The following is a 6282-nucleotide window of genomic DNA, read 5'->3' as shown; positions in this document are numbered from 1 at the left end:
GAGTAAGATCCCTCAGAGACGATGAGGTTGATAGGTTCGAGGTGGAAGCGTGGTGACACGTGGAGCTGACGAATACTAATCGATCGAGGACTTAACTAAATTCTTCATGATGTCTTAGATTTACTCTTATTTAGTTTTTAGGGTACAAAATCTGTTATCATAGTTCTTGACTTTAATAACATGAACTATTATAATAATAAATGTCGCTGATTTTATCAGCTTTCCTAATAAATGAGGTATTTTTGTCTGGTAGCGATGGCGGAGAGGTCACACCTGTTCCCATGCCGAACACAGAAGTTAAGCTCTCCAGCGCCGATGGTAGTTGGGGATTCCCCCTGCAAGAGTAGGACGCCGCCAGGCAATACTTCCTTTAAGGACAAGTAGAAAATACATCTATTATATTATTCCACAGTAGCTCAGTGGTAGAGCAATCGGCTGTTAACCGATCGGTCGTAGGTTCGAATCCTACCTGTGGAGCCATGGAGAGCTGTCCGAGCTGGCCGAAGGAGCACGATTGGAAATCGTGTATACCGTTACCGCGGTATCGAGGGTTCGAATCCCTCGCTCTCCGCCATTACAATACCAGTAATGGCCCGTTGGTCAAGTGGTTAAGACACCGCCCTTTCACGGCGGTAACACGGGTTCGAATCCCGTACGGGTCACCAATATAATATGGAGGATTAGCTCAGCTGGGAGAGCACCTGCCTTACAAGCAGGGGGTCACAGGTTCGAGCCCTGTATCCTCCACCATTATATAATCTAATATATTATATCGCGGGGTGGAGCAACGAGCATTACTTCTACCGAATAAGCCGCGAGTAACCTCGAAGCATCTAACATCTCTGGATTTGCTAGTAGATGCAGAGGTCAAAGTATTATAATTTCCCATAAAATAATCGGGATGAAAATTAATATATTTACACACATCGCGGGGTGGAGCAGTCTGGTAGCTCGTCGGGCTCATAACCCGAAGGTCGTAGGTTCAAATCCTGCCCCCGCAACCAATTTATTAACTTTGGTCCGGTAGTTCAGTTGGTTAGAATGCCTGCCTGTCACGCAGGAGGTCGCGGGTTCGAGTCCCGTCCGGACCGCCACTATAATTTAATAGATTTTAAATTTCCATTTATGGCTTGGTAGCTCAGTCGGTAGAGCAACGAGCAAAACTTCTACCGAATATGCTGCGAGTAACCCCGAAGCATTCACACCGTTGAATAAGCTAGAAGATACAGGGGTCAATTACAAATGAGCAAAAGTAAAATTAAAAATTTAAAATATTATCTAATATGGCTTGGTAGCTCAGTCGGTAGAGCAGAGGACTGAAAATCCTTGTGTCGGCGGTTCGATTCCGTCCCGAGCCACCATTTGTAACAACGTTGGAGGGGTAGCGAAGTGGCTAAACGCGGCGGACTGTAAATCCGCTCCCTCTGGGTTCGGCAGTTCGAATCTGCCCCCCTCCACCATTTATTTCATAATAGGGGTATAGTTTAACGGTAAAACTACGGTCTCCAAAACCGTCAATGTGGGTTCGATTCCTACTACCCCTGCCAATAATATGGCGGCCGTGGCGAAGGGGTTAACGCACCGGATTGTGGCTCCGGCATTCGAGGGTTCGATTCCCTCCGGTCGCCCCATTAAAACTTATCATTGGGCCATAGCCAAGCGGTAAGGCATCGGGTTTTGATCCCGTGTACCCCAGGTTCGAATCCTGGTGGCCCAGCCATTTCGCGGAAGTAGTTCAGTGGTAGAACACCACCTTGCCAAGGTGGGGGTCGCGGGTTCGAATCCCGTCTTCCGCTCCATAAATAACGGCGGTATAGCCAAGTGGTAAGGCAGAGGTCTGCAAAACCTTTATCACCGGTTCAAATCCGGTTACCGCCTCCAATATTATGCCGGTGTGGCGGAATTGGCAGACGCGCGGGACTCAAAATCCCGTGTCCCTTGGGACGTGTCGGTTCGACCCCGACCACCGGTACTAAAATATTGTAAAGACGGCGTTCTCTACGGAGAGCGTCGTTTTTTTTAAACATAATGTATCGAGAATAGTTCTTTGTTCTAATTTGTATTTAGGTGATTTTTCTTTGGAATTAATTCGACGTGGGAGGGGTTGTTTTTGTTCCACATAAGAAAAAAATCTTTTACCGCTATGTACCGATACAAAGTAAAAGAGCAATTTGAGTTTATTTGAAGATAGAGGAAACATGCGACTCCTAACACTTAATATAGGGAAGTTTTATCTATATTGATATGGCATAATATGATATAAAACTACATAGAGGTGATAAGTGAAATGGAGAAACAAGAAAAACAGAAAAAAACCGTTTTATAAAAAATGGTGGTTTTGGCTGATTGCTATTATTATTATTGTGGCTGCTATTAACGGTGACGATGATGGAAGCAATAAGGGACCAAGTTACTTTCTGAATACGGTGAACAATTCACACAAGAAGAAGTTGATTACGCTATTGAACATATGGACAATTAAAACGTAAAAAACGTCCTCATCCTATTTTTTTGGTTGAGGGCGTTTTATATAGCACATATATTGGTTAATGGAAAGTTAATCTGGAGTATTCTTACAGTAATGTAATAAATGATGTGATTAATTATTACTTTACCATGCAAATATATTTACATAAGGTCTATAGAGAGTCGTAATCAATTTTTATCTCATAAAGCTTGATTCTGTTAAAAACCCAATTCTTTTACAGAAATAATCCTCACAAATGCTTTATACCGACATTTGTGAGGATTGTTTATTTTATAGAAGAGAGGATTCATATTCATTTATTTTTCTCCATATATTCTTTCATTCTTTTCTTATCTGGAGTAATGGTTAAACCTAAATACTTTCTTTCTCGATTGGCATCTTTATAAAATGCTATCGTCATCATAAGGACCACTACACTAAATGGCAATGCAGATATAATTGCAGCAGATTGTAAGGCATTTAATCCAGTTTCTCCACCAGCTAGAAGTAATACGAATGCGATTGCTGATAAAGCTAAGCCCCAAACGATTTTAACAAAATTTGCAGGACTTAAAGTACCAAATGCAGTCTGCATACCTAAAACAAATGTTGCAGAGTCAGCGGATGTAATAAAAAATGATGATATTAGAAGCAAAGTAATGGCTGATAAAATGATGCTTATAGGAAGCTCGTTAAAAATACCAAACAACTGGGTTTCAGGTGACATTTCAAATATTTGTGGTACATTTTGTCCCACTTCTACACCTGTTAGACCAAATGCACTAAACCATAATATGCTCACAAAAGTTGGGACGAGTAATATGGCAAAAACAAATTCACGAATAGAACGCCCACGAGAAATTCTTGCAATAAATATACCTACAAAGGGACTCCAACTCATCCACCAACCCCAATAATAGATTGTCCATGTTTGCATCCACTCATGCTTTTGTTCGTTTAGTGGTGCTACATCAAAAGTGTTATATAATAAGGTGTTTAAGTAATCTCCGGTCCCACTTGTGGCCATATTGAGGATAAGTAAAGTTGGACCTAAAATTAAGACAGCTGTAAATAACAGACCTGCTAATATCATATTTAAATTACTTAGATACTGAATACCTTTACTTAAGCCTGTCCAAGCACTAAATAAAAACAATACGGTAACGATAGCAATAATCATGCCTTGGACTAGCTGATTGTTAGGAATACCGAAGAGATAATTCAAACCCCCATTGATTTGCATTGCTCCTACACCTAAAGAAACAGCTACTCCAATGATTGTCGCAAATACGGATAAGACGTCAACAATATTACCAATCGGACCGTCTACTTTATCTCCTAAAATAGGTCGTAATGTTTTAGATATTAAACCAACTTCATCCTTTCTAAACTGTGAATAAGCTAATGAGAGTGCTACAATTCCGTATACCGCCCAAGGATGAAATCCATAATGCATAAAAGTGGATCGCATTGCTTCAGCTAATGCTGCTTTTGTTTCCGGCTCAGCAGTTGGTGGAGCTAGGTAGTGTGAGATTGGTTCAGATGATCCGTAAAATACTAAGCCAATTCCCATACCAGCACTGAATAGCATCGTTAACCAGGAGATGGTTTTAAACTCAGGCGTATCATTTGGTTTACCAAGTTTGAGTTTTCCGATTGGGCTAAGACCTAGAAAGATGCAAAAAAATAAAATTAACGTAAAAATCGTCATATAATACCAACCAAAAGTTTCTGTTATCCAATTACCAATGGCACCAGAAGTTTCACCAAATTGATCAGGAAATACAGAGCCTAGAAGTACTAATAGACCGACAACTATTGTAGCGTAAGTGAATACATTGGAAAATTGCTTTCTTTTTTCTTTCATAGTAAAAGTTTCATCCTCTTCGTATTTCTAATTTTATTTCATGCCAAATGCTCTATGTATAATTCTTCAAAAATAAATCAAAAAATTACCTTAACTTATCCAAAAATCGTTCTAATTATTAATATCCTTTATATTGGTCCATTTTATGCATCGATAATAACTTAAGGTCACGTCACGTGATGGTGAGTTTGACTAACTGCTGTCATTCTAATAGCGACATCTGATTTTAACGAATGATATTTGGATATTCTTTCCTAACATTCGTATTTTTAGTGAATTTGATATCTTCTAATATTTTTAAAAATGGTATTTTAATTAAAAATATATAATCTTTACATCAGTGGAAGTCCCGAATATATAAGGTTTTGGTTGTTTTATGTATAATATTTGTGGTCAAGTTCACAAAAAAGTGTTTGCATTATGATGGATGAATGATATACTAAAAAACGAACTAAATTAAAATTTTTCATATAGTCGCGGGGATATGGCCTGCAAGTTTCTACCAGTTTACCGTAAATAAACTGACTATGGAAAGCGAGTACGGAAAACATTTATTCTTAAACTATCATAGTTAATGAATACGATGATAGTTTGATTGTTGGAGTAAATCTGTATTTTATTTCGGCTAACAAGCTCGAAATACATGCTTTTACATAGGAGCATGTGTTTCGAGCTTTTTCTATGGGATTATATGAAAATGAGAAAAAACAACAGTGGGAGGAGTATAGAAAATTAGATTGTCGTTTTTATCATACTAAGGACCTTGAGACATATTTATGAAGTAATTTTTATAATATATTTTGCAAAAAATGAAATGCTATACATGTGAAAAGTTATAGGAGGTATTTTGATGAAAAATCGTATATTTTTAGCTTTAATGTTGGTTCTATCTTTGAGTTTATTCCTTGCTGCTTGTGGTGGGGAAACGGAAGAAGAAAATGCTGGAGCAAATGAAAATGAAGAAGCTAATGTGGACTATCAAGTTGCTATGGTTACTGATGAAGGTGGGGTAGATGATAAATCCTTTAACCAATCAGCTTGGGAAGGGATTAAAGCTTGGGGAGAAGAGAATGGGTTATCCAAAGGGGCAGGTATTGATTACGCGCAGTCCGATGAGACAGCTGATTACATGCCTAACATCACTCGATTTGTTCGTGATGAATATGACCTTACATTTGGGGTTGGGTTTAAATTAAAAGAAGACCTTGAAAAAGCAGCAGAACAATTTCCAGATAGTAATTTTGGATTAATTGATGAAGAAATTGATGCGCCAAACGCAGTTAGTCTTCGATTTAAAGAAGAGCAAGGGTCATTCTTAGTCGGAGTGGCGGCTGCTATGAAAACGACAACGAATAAACTTGGATTCGTTGGTGGAATTGACTCCCCTTTAATCAAGAAATTTGAATCTGGATTTATTGCTGGTGCTAAGTCCATCAATCCTAATGTTGAAGTGAAAGTACAATATGCTGAATCCTTTACAGATCCTGCAAAAGGAAAATTAATTGCAACGAACATGTATGACAGTGGTGTGGATGTCATTTACCATGCAGCTGGTGGAACAGGAAATGGTGTATTTAACCAAGCAAAAGACATGAAACAAAATAATCCGGATCGTGAAATTTGGGTAATCGGTGTAGACCGTGACCAGTACGATGAAGGTGAAATTGGAGAACATAATGTTACCTTAACTTCTATGGTTAAACGCGTAGATGTAGCGGTTCAAGATGTTATCAATAGAGGGATGGAAGGGGAATTCCCTGGTGGTGAACAGTTAGAATATGGTTTAGAAGAAGATGCTATTGCTGTTGCTGCAACCAATGAAGATGCAATGACAGAAGAAATCATTTCTGCTGTTGAAGAATGGAAGGAAAAAATTCTTAATGGTGAAGTGGAAATACCACAAACAGTAGATGAATTAGAAGAGTTCGTTAACTCATTATAACCATAG

Annotated in this window: 3 protein-coding genes, 14 tRNA genes, 2 rRNA genes and 1 riboswitch; of the genes, 18 read left to right on the top strand and 1 reads right to left on the bottom strand. The window is 38.7% G+C overall.

The window, feature by feature from the left end; translation table 11 throughout:
• From D8M06_RS16140 to D8M06_RS20175, 17 genes are all read left to right on the top strand, one after another.
• A 23S ribosomal RNA gene (locus D8M06_RS16140) occupies positions 1–99 on the top strand; the annotation flags it as partial.
• A 146-nt stretch (positions 100–245) separates the two neighbouring features.
• Positions 246–360 (top strand): 5S ribosomal RNA (gene rrf / locus D8M06_RS16135).
• A 45-nt stretch (positions 361–405) separates the two neighbouring features.
• Positions 406–480, top strand: a tRNA-Asn gene (locus D8M06_RS16130).
• Position 481: 1 nt separating this feature from the next.
• Positions 482–574 (top strand) — tRNA-Ser (locus D8M06_RS16125).
• 16 nt (positions 575–590) lie between these two features.
• Positions 591–665, top strand: a tRNA-Glu gene (locus D8M06_RS16120).
• Between the two features lie 9 nt (positions 666–674).
• Positions 675–750 (top strand) — tRNA-Val (locus D8M06_RS16115).
• A 177-nt stretch (positions 751–927) separates the two neighbouring features.
• Positions 928–1004 (top strand) — tRNA-Met (locus D8M06_RS16110).
• Between the two features lie 13 nt (positions 1005–1017).
• Positions 1018–1094: transfer RNA gene (locus tag D8M06_RS16105), tRNA-Asp, on the top strand.
• 191 nt (positions 1095–1285) lie between these two features.
• A tRNA-Phe gene (locus tag D8M06_RS16100) sits at positions 1286–1361 on the top strand.
• A gap of 14 nt (positions 1362–1375) precedes the next feature.
• Positions 1376–1460: transfer RNA gene (locus D8M06_RS16095), tRNA-Tyr, on the top strand.
• Between the two features lie 13 nt (positions 1461–1473).
• Positions 1474–1547, top strand: a tRNA-Trp gene (locus D8M06_RS16090).
• Between the two features lie 8 nt (positions 1548–1555).
• A tRNA-His gene (locus D8M06_RS16085) sits at positions 1556–1631 on the top strand.
• Positions 1632–1645: 14 nt separating this feature from the next.
• Positions 1646–1720 (top strand) — tRNA-Gln (locus D8M06_RS16080).
• 4 nt (positions 1721–1724) lie between these two features.
• Positions 1725–1799, top strand: a tRNA-Gly gene (locus tag D8M06_RS16075).
• An 8-nt stretch (positions 1800–1807) separates the two neighbouring features.
• Positions 1808–1881, top strand: a tRNA-Cys gene (locus D8M06_RS16070).
• A gap of 7 nt (positions 1882–1888) precedes the next feature.
• A tRNA-Leu gene (locus tag D8M06_RS16065) sits at positions 1889–1972 on the top strand.
• A gap of 310 nt (positions 1973–2282) precedes the next feature.
• The gene (locus D8M06_RS20175; protein ID WP_241558971.1) at positions 2283–2489 is read left to right on the top strand and encodes a hypothetical protein; all 207 of its coding nucleotides are present in this window, start codon (positions 2283–2285) and stop codon (positions 2487–2489) included.
• A gap of 291 nt (positions 2490–2780) precedes the next feature.
• Here the strand turns inward: D8M06_RS20175 and D8M06_RS16055 are convergent, their stop codons facing one another.
• On the bottom strand, positions 2781–4334 hold the full coding sequence (locus D8M06_RS16055; protein ID WP_121205619.1) for a BCCT family transporter: 1554 nt from the start codon (positions 4332–4334) through the stop codon (positions 2781–2783).
• Positions 4335–4780: 446 nt separating this feature from the next.
• A riboswitch (purine riboswitch) is annotated at positions 4781–4882 on the top strand.
• 302 nt (positions 4883–5184) lie between these two features.
• Between D8M06_RS16055 and D8M06_RS16050 the strand changes: the two genes are divergently transcribed.
• Positions 5185–6276 (top strand): BMP family lipoprotein, encoded by a 1092-nt coding sequence (locus D8M06_RS16050; protein WP_121205618.1) that lies wholly within the window; start codon positions 5185–5187, stop codon positions 6274–6276.
• Positions 6277–6282 lie beyond the last annotated feature (6 nt).

This window comes from Oceanobacillus halophilus (assembly GCF_003628505.1).
Lineage (GTDB): Bacteria > Bacillota > Bacilli > Bacillales > Amphibacillaceae > Oceanobacillus > Oceanobacillus halophilus.
This window is presented reverse-complemented; position numbering and strand designations above follow the sequence as displayed.

What these genes read in the sequence shown, in the direction of transcription:
- D8M06_RS16055 (WP_121205619.1), bottom strand. Translation starts at nt 4,334, where the DNA reads ATGAAAGAAAAAAGAAAGCAATTTTCCAATGTATTCACTTACGCTACA.
- D8M06_RS16050 (WP_121205618.1), top strand. Translation starts at nt 5,185, where the DNA reads ATGAAAAATCGTATATTTTTAGCTTTAATGTTGGTTCTATCTTTGAGT.